Source organism: Enterovibrio makurazakiensis (genome assembly GCF_050336585.1).
Lineage (GTDB): Bacteria > Pseudomonadota > Gammaproteobacteria > Enterobacterales > Vibrionaceae > Enterovibrio > Enterovibrio gelatinilyticus.
On the sequence record NZ_JAKJSE010000020.1, the window covers coordinates 100861 to 115871 of the forward strand.

Annotated in this window: 14 protein-coding genes; 6 read left to right on the plus strand and 8 right to left on the minus strand. The window is 46.2% G+C overall.

Annotated features, from left to right (window positions below; genetic code table 11):
• Positions 1–30: 30 nt before the first annotated feature.
• Positions 31–951, minus strand: coding sequence for a LysR family transcriptional regulator (locus L4D06_RS16035; protein ID WP_429740396.1), 921 nt, complete (start codon positions 949–951; stop codon positions 31–33).
• A 423-nt stretch (positions 952–1374) separates the two neighbouring features.
• Here L4D06_RS16035 and L4D06_RS16040 point away from each other — a divergent pair, with 423 nt between their 5' ends.
• The 6 genes from L4D06_RS16040 to L4D06_RS16065 all read left to right on the plus strand — a co-directional run bounded on the left by L4D06_RS16040 (position 1375) and on the right by L4D06_RS16065 (position 9524).
• Positions 1375–2583 carry a NupC/NupG family nucleoside CNT transporter gene (locus L4D06_RS16040; RefSeq protein WP_429740397.1) on the plus strand — a complete coding sequence of 403 codons (1209 nt, stop codon included), beginning with the start codon at positions 1375–1377 and terminating at the stop codon, positions 2581–2583.
• A gap of 13 nt (positions 2584–2596) precedes the next feature.
• Positions 2597–2794: a hypothetical protein gene (locus L4D06_RS16045; protein WP_429740398.1), complete on the plus strand. Its 198-nt coding sequence runs from the start codon at positions 2597–2599 to the stop codon at positions 2792–2794.
• A gap of 38 nt (positions 2795–2832) precedes the next feature.
• Positions 2833–3516 carry a methyl-accepting chemotaxis protein gene (locus L4D06_RS16050; RefSeq protein ID WP_429740432.1) on the plus strand — a complete coding sequence of 228 codons (684 nt, stop codon included), beginning with the start codon at positions 2833–2835 and terminating at the stop codon, positions 3514–3516.
• A 239-nt stretch (positions 3517–3755) separates the two neighbouring features.
• Entirely contained in the window at positions 3756–4052 is a 297-nt protein-coding gene (locus tag L4D06_RS16055) for a PTS fructose transporter subunit IIB (RefSeq protein WP_429740400.1), read from the plus strand.
• Positions 4053–4057: 5 nt separating this feature from the next.
• Complete coding sequence (ptsP, locus tag L4D06_RS16060; RefSeq protein WP_429740401.1) at positions 4058–6538, plus strand: phosphoenolpyruvate--protein phosphotransferase; 2481 nt, start codon at positions 4058–4060, stop codon at positions 6536–6538.
• 289 nt (positions 6539–6827) lie between these two features.
• Positions 6828–9524 carry a GH92 family glycosyl hydrolase gene (locus L4D06_RS16065; protein WP_429740402.1) on the plus strand — a complete coding sequence of 899 codons (2697 nt, stop codon included), beginning with the start codon at positions 6828–6830 and terminating at the stop codon, positions 9522–9524.
• 54 nt (positions 9525–9578) lie between these two features.
• Here the strand turns inward: L4D06_RS16065 and L4D06_RS16070 are convergent, their stop codons facing one another.
• From L4D06_RS16070 to L4D06_RS16100, 7 genes are all read right to left on the minus strand, one after another.
• Positions 9579–10238 (minus strand): imm11 family protein, encoded by a 660-nt coding sequence (locus L4D06_RS16070; RefSeq protein WP_429740403.1) that lies wholly within the window; start codon positions 10236–10238, stop codon positions 9579–9581.
• A gap of 597 nt (positions 10239–10835) precedes the next feature.
• A complete protein-coding gene (locus L4D06_RS16075) occupies positions 10836–11483 on the minus strand; it encodes a glutathione S-transferase family protein (RefSeq protein WP_274165263.1) in 648 nt (215 codons plus the stop codon).
• A gap of 827 nt (positions 11484–12310) precedes the next feature.
• Positions 12311–12796 (minus strand): GNAT family N-acetyltransferase, encoded by a 486-nt coding sequence (locus L4D06_RS16080; protein WP_429740404.1) that lies wholly within the window; start codon positions 12794–12796, stop codon positions 12311–12313.
• A 111-nt stretch (positions 12797–12907) separates the two neighbouring features.
• Positions 12908–13294 (minus strand): hypothetical protein, encoded by a 387-nt coding sequence (locus L4D06_RS16085; protein ID WP_429740405.1) that lies wholly within the window; start codon positions 13292–13294, stop codon positions 12908–12910.
• A 153-nt stretch (positions 13295–13447) separates the two neighbouring features.
• A complete protein-coding gene (locus tag L4D06_RS16090; protein ID WP_429740406.1) occupies positions 13448–13771 on the minus strand; it encodes a barstar family protein in 324 nt (107 codons plus the stop codon).
• An 80-nt stretch (positions 13772–13851) separates the two neighbouring features.
• Positions 13852–14376 (minus strand): hypothetical protein, encoded by a 525-nt coding sequence (locus tag L4D06_RS16095; protein ID WP_429740407.1) that lies wholly within the window; start codon positions 14374–14376, stop codon positions 13852–13854.
• 167 nt (positions 14377–14543) lie between these two features.
• Positions 14544–14843 carry a hypothetical protein gene (locus L4D06_RS16100; protein ID WP_429740408.1) on the minus strand — a complete coding sequence of 100 codons (300 nt, stop codon included), beginning with the start codon at positions 14841–14843 and terminating at the stop codon, positions 14544–14546.
• Between the last annotated feature and the right edge of the window lie 168 nt (positions 14844–15011).

A 15011-nucleotide genomic window follows, 5' to 3' on the forward strand; every position in this document is an offset into this window, starting at 1 on the left:
ATAGTTTTTTACCTTTTCCGATAAATTATTTTAATCAGGACTGTGAGCCAACGAATGAGCCAAGGTATGAGAATGTGCGGAAGCCACCTCCATGGCTAATTTTGCGGCTTCGTCAGATGCACTGTTAAAAGGCGCGCGCAGGTATGAGGCAGTGAAACCGAGTGGAGATGGCGTCCATTCGCAGGACACAGCACGTAAACGACCACTTTCAATTTCAGGTGCAGCAATGGTGCTTGGGAGTGTCGCTACACCCAAACCATCTACGGTCATACGCAAGCATGCAGACAACGAACTTGAAGTGAAAAATCGCACATTGTTGGTGTCGGCGTGATCAAAGTGCTGTTTGATTTCGCCAAACGGCTGGGTGTTTCGGGCATAAGTAATGATCGGCCACTTAGCCAGATCAGCCGCGGCTAATGCATGTTCGGGTAAGGCGAGTTTTGGATTGGCAACCCACTGCAAAGGATAGCGGCAAAGGGGCAAATTGGTGACAGAAGGCTCGGAGACAGGGCCCATCAGAAAGGCGAGATCTAACGTTCTATCGAGCAAATCATGGCGAAGGTTAGATGTCACATCCACGGTAATGTCTATGTCTAAACGAGGAAATTTGTTGTTGAAGCGGCGCAGGAATTCCGTCAACCACGTGTGTACCACGGTTTCAGAAATACCTAGGCGCAATGTACCCGTGAACAGTGCGGTATTCTCGGCACGTTTTTGGAATTGTTCTGCAGACATCAGCATTTTTTCAGCAAAAGGCAGCAATTCACGCCCTTTTTGCGTGAGTGAAATAGGTGATGCGTCGCGGTCAAACAGCGTCACTCCTAGCTCTTTTTCCAAGCCGGCGATACGAGATGAAATGGCGGGTTGGGTAGTGAATTGCTGCTCGGCGGCTTTACGAAAGCTGCGAAGAGTGGCAACGATAACAAAGGTTTCTATACGTTTCAGGTTCATAGTGACTGCTGGTTACTGTGAGTTATTCAAAAGATAGACCTAAGTGTGTCATCCTATTCGATGGGACAAGCGTGTCATGGTTTACATCACATAGAATGCTGATTGAATCAGGCTTTTCGCCCGCAACCCTCTTGAATGTGTGATGTGGATCCCGTTATACTCCTCGCCCGACTAGAGCGGTCACTGTCTTTTTAAGACGGCGACACAAGTCAGCTTTACATTCGACTGCAACATGGACACCCGCCCCACGGAACAGGGCCCAGCGTAACTGTGAGCTTTAATTGGTGTTGATACGCCGCTTCGTGGACGGGAAACTCTTTTTGCAGCAATGCTTTGTATTGCTACACGCCTAATTTGTATGACCTGTTGTACGTTTGCAGCCCAAACGCCTTAAATCCCCAGATACAACTGCAAGGTTATACAATGCAAATTCTTTCAAGCTTGGTCGGTATTCTGGCCCTATTGGCCTGCGCCTATGCGCTTTCTGAAAATCGCAGAAGCATTAATTGGCGAACCGTCATTGGCGCGTTTGGTCTTCAAGCTGCACTCGCCGCACTTGTTCTTTATGTCCCCGTTGGGCAGTCGATACTGGGAGCAATGAGCTCGGGAGTAGCTTCTCTGCTTTCGTTTGCCGATCAAGGCATTGGCTTTGTTTTCGGTGGTTTAGCAACGGGCGATTTCGTTTTCGCCATCCGTGTTCTTCCTCTTATCATTTTCCTTTCTTCTTTGATTTCATTGCTTTATTACCTTGGTGTCATGCAGTGGGTTATCAAGGTCATCGGTGGTGGCATTCAAAAACTACTCGGTACAAGTCGTGCCGAATCGTTAGTTGCGACGAGCAATATCTTCCTGTCCCAAGGTGAATCGCCACTTGTTGTGCGTCCGTTTCTAAACAACATGACGCGCTCAGAACTGTTTGCGGTGATGGTGGGTGGCATGGCATCTGTTGCTGGCTCGGTACTGGGCGGTTATGCAGCGATGGGTGTGGATCTGAAATACCTGATTGCGGCCAGCTTTATGGCAGCGCCTGGTGGCCTGTTGATGGCGAAGATGTTGATACCTGAACGTGAAACACCGTCGAACCAAGAAGACATTTCGTTGAGCAAAAGCGAAGATGCTAACGCCATTGATGCGCTTGCATCAGGTGCCATGAATGGAGTTAAAGTGGCTGTGGCTGTCGGTACGATGTTGATTGCGTTTGTCAGCGTGATTGCCATGATTAATGCGGGCTTCGAGATGGTGGGTAGCTGGTTTGGTGTTGAAGCACTCACGTTGCAAGCGATTTTCGGCTACGTTTTCTCGCCGTTAGCGTTTGTGATTGGCGTGCCAATGAACGAAGCACTGACCGTAGGATCCTTGATTGGTCAAAAAGTGATTCTTAATGAATTTGTCGCGTATCTCGATTTCGCCAATGTAAAAGAAGCACTGTCTGCACACAGCCAAATCATTGTCACGTTTGCCTTATGCGGTTTTGCCAACATTGGTTCGATTGCTATTCAACTGGGTTCAATCGGTGCGATGGCGCCAGAAAGACGTCATGATGTTGCCACCATGGGTTTACGTGCCGTGCTAGCCGCGACCTTAGCGAACTTGATGAGTGCAGCGTTGGCAGGGTTGTTTATTTCGCTTTAGTGCACACAAAGTAATGAAACACAAAGGGACGGCAATCGTCCCTTTTTTAATTCTATTTCTCAATGCACTCAAACCCTTAATCTCTGGCGATGAAGTGCGTATCGGCTCAGAAGCAGTGGCCGCGGATGAGTTACTGAAAAAAAATGTTCAACTCATGTACGAAGCGCATTACGCAGAGTTGAAGTTCAGAGCGAGGAAGTTGAGTCGGTAGTTAGTTCTATCTATCGAGTCAATGACGGGGGAGACAGCATTTCTTCCAACGCTCATAATTGCTCGGAAGCGTCTCGTTCAGCAAGTGATGATGGTGAAGCAGCAAGGCAAGTTGTTCAGCAGGCTGTCACCTCCGTTCAAGGTTTGGCGAAGGATATCGACCTGAGCTCATCGGTGATTGACCAACTGAATGTGGAAGTAGCCCGTATCGTTTCTGTACTTGGTGTAATACGAGACATAGCAGAGCAAACGAATCTGTTGGCCCTGAATGCGGCGATTGAGGCGGCACGAGCGGGTGAGCAAGGTCGAGGCTTTGCCGTGGTAGCGGATGAGGTTCGTACTTTGGCGTCACGCACTCAAAACAGCACCAATGAGATTCAAGGCATGATCGATAGCTTGAAGAAAGGTGCTGATGATGCCGTAGAATCGATGAAACGTTCGAAAACTGGGGGCGAAACAACGGTTGAATATGCGCAAAATGCCGGTGAAGCGTTGGAGCGAATTACTCAGGCAATCAACAACCTTAACTTGATGAATGAGGAAATAGCGACAGCGGCGGAAGATCAACGCTCTGTGGTTAATTCAGCGAATTCTAGCGCGAAGAATGTGAAAGAAGTGGTCGAAGAAAGTCGTGTAGCAGCAAAAGATAACCTTAACTATACCCAAAACATGCGTGAATCACTGAGTAAGCTCAGTTCATTGGTGGGTCAATTCCGTGTGTAGAAAAACCCGGTGATTCACACTTTTCTAAAGAATCGAAAGCCCGCATTCGTTGCGGGTTTTTTTGTGCCAGTGAGAGAATTTGAACTGGGCTCTCAACCCGCCTAACTCGCGACGGTGACCCAATTCACACATTGTTTTTCATGCGCGTTTTGTCCAGTAAATGATAGCTATTTCATCTATTTGTCCAGCAAGGAAAGGCATAGCATCAAGCTGTCTGAATCAAACGATAAGTAGAGCACATGAACGTCGTCGCTATCACTGCATGCCATACCGGAATTGCCCACTGTTACATGGCCGCAGATCGCCTCATCGAAGCCGCTAAAGCACTATCCATCAACATCAAAGTTGAAACCCAAGGCGCGATGGGTATCGAGAACAAGATCTCCAAACGCGAGTTTGATTCTGCAGATTTTATATTGTTGGCCACTGAAATTAGCCCGGCAGAAAGCGATCGTTATGAAGGGAAAAATCCCACCATCGTTTCCGTGCAAGACGCCATCAATCACCCCCTATCTCTTTTGAAAAATTTTAAGTGAACACAATGAAAAAAGAAGTCGCATTTACCTGTGAATTGCCAAACGGTATTCACGCACGTCCTGCAAATCATCTTGAAGCGGTTTGCCGTCAATTTAGCAGCGAGATCACGCTGAAAAACCTGCGTAACGAGAACACAGGCTCAGCAAAAAGCGTGCTGTCGTTGGTGGGTACTGACACCCTACTGAACGACCCGTGTTCATTGATCATCGAAGGTGATGACGCAGAAGCCGCATTTGATGTGCTGGCGACTTACCTGCGTGAAGAATTCCCGCTTTGTGATGAAGAAATCGTAGCGATGGATGAGGGTGATGTAACCCTGCCACAATCACTGATGAACCATAACCCAACCCTTATCCGCGCGAAGCGTCTTTCTGCGGGCATCGCGAAGGGTAAATTGATTCGTTACAACGACATCGAATTGTCAGTGTTCGAGCAAGAAATTGCGTCGCTGAACTTTGAGCAAGCGAAGCAGCAAGTCACTGAAACGCTGATTGATAAAGCAGAGTTGGCAAGCGGCCAAGAAAAAGAAATCATCAAGGCACATCTGGGTATCTTGAACGATGAAACCCTGAATGAAAAAGTGTCGGGTTTTGTGTCAAACGGTGAGTCGCTGGCGAAAGCGATTCTTCTGACCGTTGCAGCAATCACTGAAACCTTGATGCAATCGTCTTCGGCATACCTGAAAGAGCGTGTGCTGGACATTAAAGACATCGCGTTGCAATTGTTGATGACTGCGCACCCACACGTTGAAGTATCAACAGACTTCACTTTAACCGAACCGTCTATCGTGATTGCCAACGACCTGACCCCAAGTCAGTTCTTGGGTCTAGATCGTGCATTCTTGCAAGGCCTGATCCTGACGCAAGCGGGTTCTACTTCGCACACTGTCATTTTGGCGCGCGCATTCAACATCCCTGCAGTCTCTGGCGTTGAAATTGATGCATGTGCGAAGCACGAAGGTGAGACCTTGTTTGTAGATGGCGGCCTTGGCATTGTTGCATTGGCTCCGTCTGAAGCAGTTTCAACTTACTTTGAGCGTGCGATGTGGCTGGCTGAGCAAGTTAAAGCCGCTGAAAGCGAATACCTAAACCTACAAGCGCAAACCAAAGATGGTCACAAGATTGAAATCGCAGCAAACATCGCTTGTACCGTAGAAGCAGAATCCGCATTTGCGAAAGGCGCGGAAGGCATTGGTCTGTTCCGCACTGAAATGCTGTTCATGGATCGCAGCACGGCACCGGATGAAGAAGAACAATTCGGCGCATACAAAGAAGTCTTGGAAGCGGCAGGCGACAAAGCCGTGATTATCCGCACCATGGATATCGGTGGTGACAAGCCGCTGGATTACTTGAACCTGCCACACGAGCACAACCCATTCTTGGGTTACCGCGCGGTGCGTATTTACCCGCAATTCCTTGCGCTGTTCCACACCCAACTTCGTGCGATTTTGCGTGCTGCGCAATACGGTCACACCAAGGTGATGATCCCGATGATTCAAAGCATCGAGGAAATCCGTTGGGTGAAAGCACAACTAGAGATCGTGAAAGCGGAATTGGTGAGCGACAACACGCCATTCGGTGAGATTGAACTGGGTATCATGGTAGAAATTCCATCGGTGGCCTTCATCATGGATCAGTTCTGTAAAGAAGTGGATTTCTTCAGTATTGGTTCAAATGACATGACTCAATACTTGCTGGCAGTTGACCGTGACAACGACAACGTTGCCAAGCTTTACAACAGTCTTGCGCCGTCATTCCTGCGTCTACTTCGCGCGGTGGTCTCTGGTGCGCAAGCGCACGATAAGTGGGTTGGCCTGTGTGGTGAGCTAGGTGCAAACAAGAAAGTGCTGCCATTGTTGGTGGGCGCTGGCTTGAATGAGCTAAGTATGGCGGCGCCAAGCATCGCTCCAACCAAAGCGGCACTTCGCCAGTTCGACAGCGAAGCGTGTAAAGCGCTGTTCAATGAAGCATGTGATTGCGCGACGATTGCCGACGTTGAAGCCTTGCTAGAAGCGTTCGCACAATCTCAAGAAGACAAGCCACTGCTAGACGTTGAATGCGTGCTACTAGATTGCGACTTCAACAGCAAAGAAGAAGCGATTCAAACGCTGGTGGGCAACCTGGGTGTGCGTGGTCGTACTCACGTGGTGAATGAGCTAGAAGCGGATATCTGGGCGCGTGAGTCTGTGTTCACCACCGGCCTTGGCAATGGCTTTGCAATCCCACACACCAAATCAGACAACATTGCGCATTCGTCTATCTCTATCGCTCGCTTGAACAAGCCAGTGATTTGGAGCGACGACGAAGACGGTGCGGTCGAATTTGTCATCATGCTGACGCTAAATAAAAATCAGGGCGACCAGCACATGCGCATTTTCTCTGGCCTTGCGCGCAAACTTATCCACGAATCTTTCCGCAACACCCTAAAAACAATGACGACGGAAGCTGAAATCATCAGCTACCTGCAGTCTGAGCTCTCTTTGTAATATCCAATTACGATTTCAGGTGCTGCATCCCCCTGCGGCACCTTTTTTAAAAAAGGTAGAAGAATGAACATCAAGTTAGCGTCTTGTGCACTTGCTTTGTCTGTTGTTGGACTACTGATGAATTAAAAGTGAATAAATAAAAAATAATACAAGCCGCCTAATAGGTATTTAAGCAATGTGTAGATGTTTAAGTGTCGGGCGGTTTTTTATATCCAAAATACGTGAGTTAAAAAATGAGGATGAACTTATAAATATCCTTACTCCCTACAATTAAACGTGAAGGTGTAACATGAAATTCAAAAAGAGTTTACTTTGTGTTGCGGTAATAGCAGGAATATTGGGGTCGGCGGGTTGTACTACTCAGGGCATGTCTTTCACTGAGCAATCTGCAATTGAAATGGGATTAAACGTGCCTGTTGCGTTTGATGACATGGACATTACACGCTTTGTTAACCCATTTATTGGCACAGGTAACTTAGGTAACACTTACCCAGGTGCGACAACGCCACACGGGATGGTGCAACTGTCGCCGAACAACGGATCGAACGGCTGGGAATACACCTCTGGGTATTACTACAACGATAACCGCGTTTCAGGCTTCTCTCACACTCACCTTTCTGGCGCAGGCGCAGGGGATTTGAACGACATCCTTGTGATGCCAATCAACTCCCGCTCATATTACATGCTCAACGAAGGCTCTCCGCAGCTGAACCTTGAAGCTTCGCGCTTTAAGCACCGCAACGAGCAAGCCACTGCCGGTTACTATTCTGTTTTCCTCGATGACTATGACATCAAAGCCGAGCTGACCGCGTCAGATCGCGTGGGTGTTCACCGCTATACCTTCCCGCAAGATGAGAAATCCGAAATCATTGTGAACCTGGGTTTCAACATTAACTGGGACTACACGGCAGAATCGCATTTCGAATGGGATAAAGACGCTAACACCTTATCAGGTCACCGTTTCTCAGACGGTTGGGCAGCGAGCCAAAAAGAATTCTTCGTGATGGAATTCGATAAGCCAATCAAATCGATTCGCTTTGAGTATTTTGACCGTGACACCAAATCCTATGTGCCAGCCAAAGCCGGTACGACCGAATTCACCAACCAATATGCCCGCGCTTATGTCGAGTTTGATACGGCAGGATCAGGCCTAGTGGTTGAAGCAAAAGTCGCGCTTTCAAACACAGAAGTAGGCGAGAATGCACAAACGGGCGCGTCGCTAAACATGACGGAAGTGGCGGGCAAAACCTTTGACCAAGTGCGTCAAGACACCACGGCGAAGTGGGAAGCCGAGCTGGGTAAAATCAAGGTAGAAGGGGATGTGGAATACAAGCAAACTTTCTACACCGCGATGTATCACGCACTGCTTGGACAAACCATTCACTCGGATCTTGATGGTCGCTACCGCCAAGTCATGCAAGGCCGTGGCGCGTACCCTGATGGGACGAATGCCAACGGTGATGTGGTCTCTGAACCACTTATCGAAAAAGTCCGCATTGCGGATGCAAACAAAGATGGCAAAGCCGATTTCGTTCGCTACGACACCTTCTCCCTTTGGGATACCTACCGTTCTGTTCAGCCGCTTTCAAGCATCATTGAGCCAAACCGCCTAGCGGATGTGGTGCTTTCCATGTTGTCGTATGCAGAAGAAAGCTGGGTGGATCACAACGGCAAAAGCCGCCACGGTCGTTTGCCAGAATGGACATTCAAAGGCAACGAAACCGGCATGATGATGGGCATGCACTCAACCCCTGTGATTGCTGATGTGTTGACCAAAGGTTCACTGGATGCGCGTATGGATGAGCTGGGCTTTACCCAAGCGCAGCAAGACGACATCAAGCAGCGTCTGATCAGTGCCATGATCAAAGACGGTCGCAAGGGCAGTGCGGTTGATTCCATCGACGAGTACGTCACCAAGGGTTACAAAGCGTCGAAGATGCGTATCGGTAAAGGCGACCTATGGGCGCATTCACCGTTTGAAACCAGTTGGACGGCGTCATACTCACTCGAGTATGCCTACAACGATTGGACCATCGCGCAAGCAATCAAAGCCGTAATGGGTGAAGATGCGCCGGAATACAAGGAGTTTGCTGACCGTTCGAATAACTGGATGGCGCAATTCGATTTCAACGGCAAGAAATACAAAGGCTGGTTTAAAGCGCGTGACACCAAAGGCAACTTCATTGATGCCGATTGGGTTGATCCTGCAACAGGCCTCGCGGTGGATAAAGACTGGCGTCCAGACATGTTCAACTATGCGTTTGCAGAGTCGAACGGCTGGCAGTATTCGTTCAGTGTTCAGCATGACATTCATGGTCTGATTGACCTGATGACGGAATTCGATAAAACCCAGAACCCGGAGGCGAAACGCGGTGAGCTATTCACCAAACGCCTAGATGAATACTGGTCAACGTACCCAGACCGCAACGCCGGTGACAACCAGTTCCCAGTGTTTAACACGGGTAACGTAGGGCAGCACGTTCAAGGCAACGAACCTGATCACCATGTGCCGTACCTCTACAACTACGTTGGACAGCCTTGGAAAGGACAAGCAGCCATCGCAGCGGCCACCAATGTGTGTTACGACAACACCCCTGACGGCATTTGTGGTAACGACGACTTTGGCACCATGTCTGCGTGGTTTGTGTTCCGTGCATTGGGCTTCTACCCGGTCAGCGCATCAACGGGCATTTATGAAATCGGTACCCCGCTGTTTGATAACGCCACCATCAATGTGGGCGAAGGTAAAACCTTCACCGTGACAGCGAAAGATGTCAGCCGCGAGAATATCTTCATTCAATCTGCAACATTGAATGGGGAAGTATTCGAGCGTACTTACCTTACCCAAGAAGACATTATGAATGGTGGCACCTTGTCATTTGTAATGGGCGAAGAGCCAAATAAACAATGGGGTTCTCAACCAGAAAATACGCCGCCAGATTTTGGTGTCGGTAAGTTCTTGCATGCAGACGCGCTGCCGAACTAAGTACAACTAAAGCAAAATCATAGCCGCTCGTAAAGAGTGGCTTTTTTATGGGGATTAGCATTCTTCGAAGGAATGACTGAAAGAGAGATTCGTGAGCTTTTGTTTCTTTGCCAATGCGACAAATTTCTCTGATGCAAGCAGCGGCTCGCCGAGGCGAATGTCATACCATGCTGCTTTCTCAGACACGATATCACGATACAAACGTATCCCGTCTAACTCTGCTTCATCGAGGTTTTCCATCGGCGCCATGACAACGCGCTTGATGCCATTCACGTTGGGAACGATGGCATTAAAGATGTTGAGCGTGCGCCAGAAGTAAGCTTTCCCCAATACATCTCCTTTGCGGTTAACAATGTTAACGGGATAGAAATGATGGTTGTCTGCTTCCACACTCTCAATGCACGATTTGAATTTTTCACTGACCAATGAAAGGCCCAAATGCCATGTGTTGAAGTCTTCGCACATGTTGTCATTCAATGATCGTAATGTGTTCGGCAGCCATGCTGTGTTGATCGTATGCTTGATGATGTCAAAGCGTGTATTGAGCATGCTGTCGTTGCCACTATCGAAAAGCATCCTGTCTTCTGCGGTACTTTCGATGTTTCTATGTTCTTGTGCGAGCCTTCCCAAATTCTCTTTGTCTTTTTCACTCACAACGTCAAACCGCTTTGTTGCGTGAGCGGTGTCAGTCTCTGTTCGAATAAATGCCGCCATTGGTATGAGCTCTCCCTGTGAACACACCTGCTAAGTACAACAGATTTTATGTGCCGATGCAGCGAGGGTTTTCTTTATCGAGCGCGAAGAAAAAATATCGATACGGCGGTGAGGTACCTAGCAACTTGCGGTGTAATGCTGGGACAGACGCTACTGAAACAACTGAAAACGCCCATCCCCTGTTTAATCATAGCGCTCAAAAGTGGGCTTTTTTCTATCAAGAAGACTGGTAAGAAGAAAGGTAGGGAGAATTTACAAATAGTTAGTATATAGCAAGTACGTGAAAGCCACCGCAGAGGTGTCTATTTCACAAATCGGTGGGTTGGTGACACTTAACGCGTAGATGCGGGTATGCGAAATTCGCACAGTCGCTTTCGTCCAAGCAAGGATAGGACCGCTTTAATGGAGGGTTCCGTGCCAATGAGTGTTCCATTCTCAATTTTCAAATAGGTATCAAGCCATTCGGCAGATTCAAACCCTAGAAGCTCAAGAATATCGGGTATCCAATGTGTTTTCACATATATACCAAATCAACCTGAATATGCTCGATTTCAGAGGTCATCATCGCTTAGGTCAAGCACGCTGAATCCTGCATATTCAGTTTGTTTGGGTATACGCATCCAAATTTGTTCCTTCAACCTCGCACACGTTCTTGACTGATGACCGCTTAGCTAAATCTTTCAAATATCGACCTAAATGTTCAAATGACAAAGGAGGTGTTTTAAATCCACTGGCCCAATGCGAAAGCATAAATAGAAAGAAGTCACAAACGCTGAGTCGATTGCCAATTAGAAACTCTTTGTTTTCTAATTGCTTATCGACCAAACCAAACATTTCGGTGATACGTTTCTCCTGAGTTTCTGAAATAGATTCAGCTGTATCAACAGATGATGTGTGTTTGTTGGGGTAAAAATACAACATCAACTCTGGCTGGATGCTAGTGGTTAGGTAAAAGAGCCACTGATAGAACTCTGGTCGACTTGGATCTCCGATGTCTGGGATAACACTTGATTGGGGATGTTCGTCGCACAAGTGCAAACAAATCGCAGCACTTTCAAAAATAACCGAGTCACCATAAGCTAGCGTTGGGATGCGTCCAGTTGGGTTGAGTTTTAGGTATTCGCTTGATTTTTGTTCTTCGGATTTCCTATCGACTAACACTAGTTCATAGGTGGCGCCAATTTCCTCAAGAAGCATGTGAGGAGCCCAGCTGGCATTACGCGGATAATAGAATAATTTGTACAAGTTATTCTCCTAAGATTGATTGGTTGTACTTCTAGCTAAAAATTGCAGGATTATGCTTTCTCCAAATTTTCATCTCTAAACTTTCAGGGTATAGCCCGTCAGGTGAGTAATTTTCGTGTTCTACCCATTCTGCGCAGGTTTCAATCATTTTTTCAATTGTGTAAAAGTAGATGTCTATATCCTGATTGACTGATATAACTGGTCGTTTTAGGGTTGAGTCTAGATTATGCCCTCTGGTTGGTATTACGTACCAACTACCATTAAATGCAGCTATTGGAAAAGAGTATTTAAGCATCTCGTGATCGGGTAGGTGTTTACCATAAAATTCCATCATAACTTTATATTCAAACTCTGCTCTATCGATACTACAGAACGAATTATCTCTGAACAAAAAAGGAAACTCAGTTTCCAAAGCATCCTTTTCTTGCCCGCCCCTCCATTCATAAAGCGCAACAACTTCGTCAGGTAAATCTCCAGGGAACCAACTACATCTTCATCTAAGTTCAATTTCATTAATAGGTGGTAAAAGCGAGCCTTCGACATTCATACCATGTGATTCAAAGGCATTTAGTAATCGATTTAAACTTTGATGTAAGTTTTCCTTGGAAAGCTTGGTTGGTTTTATGTTCATGTGCATCTTCATTCTTTTTTCTGAATTTTCATTACACCCGAGAATTTGTGCCCCTATAAGTGTACCAATTAGTAATTCAAAAAAGTTTCGTCTATTCATGTTGAAATTTAACGTCGTAATAAGCGGCAAGTGAACGCGTGCTATGTTTGGGCGTAGCGAGTCGGCACGCGTTTATGAATTCGACACAATTGCTTTGTTAGCCGCAAATCGCCCAACGAAAATACGGTCTCTGACAATCCATTCGTTCGATTAATGCACCTAACTTCTTGTAGAACTCGTGTGCTTTGGTGTTATATGGGCTAGCTGTCCATGAAATGTGAGAAGTTAACGACTTTTCAGCATCCGTTTTCAAAGCATGCATAAGTTCAGCACCATATCCCTTTGACCGATATTTACCAATAACTAGCAAGTCATCAAGCCAAATAGACGGCTCGCCACTAAAAGAAGAGTAACGATAATGAAATAGAGCGAACCCCAGAGCTTCGCCATCGACTTCTAATAGCAAAGCATGAGCAAACGGACAGTCACCAAATAAGGTTCGTTCAATCTTCTCTTTGGTCGTAGAGATTTCGCCGTCAAACCCATTCATACTTCGGTCAAACTCAGCTTTGTGTTCGATAAGTTCTAACAACTTACTGGAGTCTTGCTTGATCGCTTTCCTTACGTTCACTTTGTTCTCCATAACTCGGAATTGTGGTTGTCGCTAGCGCCTCAAACACCGGCTTGGTGAAGTTGGCGGCTTTTTTGGAACAAAAAAGGTGACAGCTTTGCCAAGTCCGCGTGCGTTGACTTGTTAAGTATTTGGTGACACCACTAACTTAATTTTACTAGCAAGTGTTTCTCCGAACGACTCTGATGTTTCAATAATAAGCTGATTTACGGAACCAGGATCTATAAGAGAAACATCAGAGGCATCTATATTTTCAACAAGCCACTCCACAACTGAATAAAGCTCTTCTAGTTCCAAGTTGTTCTGATGCCTCAAAGAGCCAATTGATACCGCTGCCAACAACTTGAGAGCATAGGGAGTTGGCTTGGATTCATTTAGCTCAAGTGGGCGAAGCCAATACTCAACTTCAGCGCGCCCTAAACCGCCGCCAATTGAATTTCCATGTTCGATGGTCTCATTCATTATAGAGATCACATCATCTTTGGTTTCTTGATACGAGTACTGATCCATAACTCTCTTGATGCTTAACGTTCGAATAACGGGCGTTTACCACCCAAAATTGAATGAAACGCCTGAATCACAGCGTCACTATGGAAAAATGCGCCACGAGTATACGTCTCTGTTCATTTGCTTGTTAGCACGCGCGGATTTATATACTGGCTTCTAGTCACCTTCGAACTCTAAACCTTCTCCGGAAGGACTATCCTGCCGAAAAACCACGTCACGATTCGGATACACTTTTACGTAGTCTTGTAGACACTCAACAAAACTATCATGTAGCACAGGAAGATGGATTTTTAGGGCTGCCATCCCTTCAACTTCGATTTTTCTAGGCATCGAAGACTGCTCATCATCAGTGATGCAATCCCAAAATGCGTCAAGGTTGTAGCCGTAGTGTCCGGGGAAGTTGAGCTTCTTGGAAACGTACTCATGGAACGTTTCTTCGTCCAATATTCCTGACATATCTAATAGCAATCTATTGAACATAGTTATCGCTCGTAATTTGCAGTGCTAACGCCTAGCTCACAGGAAAATTGGGAGCGCAGCGAGTAATTTTTCCTGTGCAGCTACTTGTTAAGTGTGCCGCCAATGATAGCGGGTAGAACATTTACTTCCCACTCCTCAATATCTGTATCTTCATCTAATGCGCTGACCGTGTTTATAACCTCTTTGGCTTTAAGAAGCCCGAGGCCATCAGCGAATTTAGTAATATCTTCAATGCTTTGCTCTTCGGAGAAATCCATTAGGTCGATTATTATATGAGCCAATAGAAGCTGAAATGAACCACCAAAATCGTTATATATTTCGTCTGCTTCTAACTCGAAGTAGACAAATTTTCTCTCGTCAGGTTTAGATAACAAGACGTAGAAGGAGTCTCCATTTGAACCATCACAGATTGGGGTGATATCGAACCCTCTTAATATTTCATATTCGTTCTCAATAGATGGAAGATACCAATAAGCACCTTCAGGTTTTTGTATTTGATACTGAATTTCTCCCAATTCTTCAAGCCTGTCTATGGCATCGATAAATTGGCTAGTCACACCAGCACTTAATAAATTCTCTTTTCTACTCTCTTCTTGGACGATCATGAACGATACCTGATTTACACTTAACGCCAGCAACACAGGAAAATTTGATAATTAGATTAGATTCTTACACCGTAATCCCGTACTAGAAAAAACCAAAAAGCGCGCAAAGTTTGTCCATTTGGTCACTTTTGTTAGGTGCGATATTCGAATGCTTTGATAACAAGCTACTAGTTGAAAAATTTTGAGTTGTATTGAAGAAACTCATCGTATGAACCATGAAACTCTACAGTAGGATGTTTGTTGTCAATTTCAGGCCTCATACTCCATGTTAAGTGAACAACTGTGTATAAGCCCTCTGCGTCTATGTGCCGACACAAAATGTCATCAGTCGCATCATCGCGGTGGGCATAAACCTCAATATTTTTAGAAAACAAAAAATGTCCAGATAGCATCTCTAGGTTTAGCTCTTTCCCATACCTTTCTTTGTCTTCTGAGTCGGCGTGAAACCAGTCGTGGGGCAATTTCATAATTCTCCATAACTTCTTATAGCACTTAACGTTCGAATCTAGCGAATCCCCTCAAAATCTCTTTTCTAAACAATGAGAAGGACGCGCATCGACCCTTTTGATCTAATGAATTTCGCCAAAAACCACATTCCACCAAAAGGGATGAACGATGCGCGATATTCAAATTCT

Excerpts from the sequence above, each read along its gene's own strand:
- L4D06_RS16055 (WP_429740400.1), top strand. The coding sequence starts at position 3,756 with ATGAACGTCGTCGCTATCACTGCATGCCATACCGGAATTGCCCACTGT.
- ptsP (WP_429740401.1), top strand. The coding sequence starts at position 4,058 with ATGAAAAAAGAAGTCGCATTTACCTGTGAATTGCCAAACGGTATTCAC.
- L4D06_RS16065 (WP_429740402.1), top strand. The coding sequence starts at position 6,828 with ATGAAATTCAAAAAGAGTTTACTTTGTGTTGCGGTAATAGCAGGAATA.
- L4D06_RS16100 (WP_429740408.1), bottom strand. The coding sequence starts at position 14,843 with ATGAAATTGCCCCACGACTGGTTTCACGCCGACTCAGAAGACAAAGAA.
- L4D06_RS16070 (WP_429740403.1), bottom strand. The coding sequence starts at position 10,238 with ATGGCGGCATTTATTCGAACAGAGACTGACACCGCTCACGCAACAAAG.
- L4D06_RS16040 (WP_429740397.1), top strand. The coding sequence starts at position 1,375 with ATGCAAATTCTTTCAAGCTTGGTCGGTATTCTGGCCCTATTGGCCTGC.
- L4D06_RS16045 (WP_429740398.1), top strand. The coding sequence starts at position 2,597 with ATGAAACACAAAGGGACGGCAATCGTCCCTTTTTTAATTCTATTTCTC.
- L4D06_RS16035 (WP_429740396.1), bottom strand. The coding sequence starts at position 951 with ATGAACCTGAAACGTATAGAAACCTTTGTTATCGTTGCCACTCTTCGC.
- L4D06_RS16095 (WP_429740407.1), bottom strand. The coding sequence starts at position 14,376 with ATGATCGTCCAAGAAGAGAGTAGAAAAGAGAATTTATTAAGTGCTGGT.
- L4D06_RS16085 (WP_429740405.1), bottom strand. The coding sequence starts at position 13,294 with ATGGATCAGTACTCGTATCAAGAAACCAAAGATGATGTGATCTCTATA.
- L4D06_RS16080 (WP_429740404.1), bottom strand. The coding sequence starts at position 12,796 with ATGGAGAACAAAGTGAACGTAAGGAAAGCGATCAAGCAAGACTCCAGT.
- L4D06_RS16090 (WP_429740406.1), bottom strand. The coding sequence starts at position 13,771 with ATGTTCAATAGATTGCTATTAGATATGTCAGGAATATTGGACGAAGAA.